The organism is Hymenobacter amundsenii, assembly GCF_002204745.1.
Classification (GTDB): domain Bacteria; phylum Bacteroidota; class Bacteroidia; order Cytophagales; family Hymenobacteraceae; genus Hymenobacter; species Hymenobacter amundsenii.
In genome coordinates this window covers 1-1,013 of record NZ_NIRR01000097.1, presented here as the reverse complement: position 1 = coordinate 1,013, position 1,013 = coordinate 1, and the positions used below count along the sequence as shown (strand labels likewise).

Sequence of the window (1,013 nt, the reverse complement as noted above, 5' to 3'; positions counted from 1 at the left end):
GCATGAAAGTCACGGTGCAGCTTTACGGCCAATTTCTGCTCAGCAGCCACGTCAATTACACCGGCACTTACCTGGCCGAGCACCTGGCTGGTCTGACGCACGACAACGTGCAGTATTTTCTCAAAACCCGCCGCTTCACGCCCCGCCAACGCTGGCAGCAGCTGCAAGGCGAGTTCGTGGCCAGTGAGCGGGGTTACGTACTCTTTGATGATACGGTGCTCGATAAGTCCCACAGCCACCACATCGCCTTGGTGCGCCGCCAGTACTCGGGCAACGCGCACGGCCTGATCAAAGGTATCGGCCTGGTCAACTGCGTCTATGTCAATCCCGATACAGACCAGTTCTGGCTGCTGGATTATCGCCTCTTCGCTCCCGAGGTAGATGGCAAAGACAAACACGCGCACGTGCGCGACATGCTCATGCAGTTACGCGTCCGGCAGATTGCCTACCGCACGGTGCTCATGGACTCGTGGTACGCCACGACGGACGTGTTTAAGTGGCTGATCAAGGAAGAAAAACTGTTTTACTGTCCGCTCAAAAGCAACCGCTTAGTCGATGACTCGGGCGGCCAGCAGCCTTACCAGCCACTGGCTTGCCTGAACTGGTCAGCGCAAGACGTGGCCCACGGCAAGCTGCTTAAGGTCAAAAAGATGCCCCAAGACGTTAAGTTGAAATGTTTCCGCGTACTGGTGTCTACCCACCGGACGGACTACCTCGTCACCAACGAGCTAGCACAAGACGACACGGCCGCTGCCGAGCAAGAAAGCAACGTCCGCTGGTTGATTGAACAATTTCATCGCGAAGCCAAACAGCTTACCGGCCTGCAGGCTTGCCAGTGCCGATTGGCCCGCAGCCAGCGCAACCATATTTCCTTGGCCCTGCGCACCTGGACCAGTCTAAAACGAGTAGCGTACCAAACAGGCCAAACAGTATATCAACTCAAGCAAGGCTTACTCGACGACTATTTGCGCCGCGAACTAGCCCAGCCCACGCTTCGTTTTGCGTAAGTCCTA

The 1,013-nt window shown here is 56.5% G+C and carries 1 protein-coding gene; it reads left to right on the top strand.

Annotation, left to right across the window (positions count from 1 at the left end; genetic code table 11):
• The first annotated feature begins 2 nt into the window (after positions 1-2).
• Positions 3-1,007 (top strand): IS701 family transposase, encoded by a 1,005-nt coding sequence (locus tag CDA63_RS20070; protein ID WP_088466226.1) that lies wholly within the window; start codon positions 3-5, stop codon positions 1,005-1,007.
• Positions 1,008-1,013: the final 6 nt, after the last annotated feature.

Bases quoted from the DNA above. Each gene is read 5' to 3' on its own strand.
- CDA63_RS20070 (WP_088466226.1), top strand. From the start codon at position 3: ATGAAAGTCACGGTGCAGCTTTACGGCCAATTTCTGCTCAGCAGCCAC.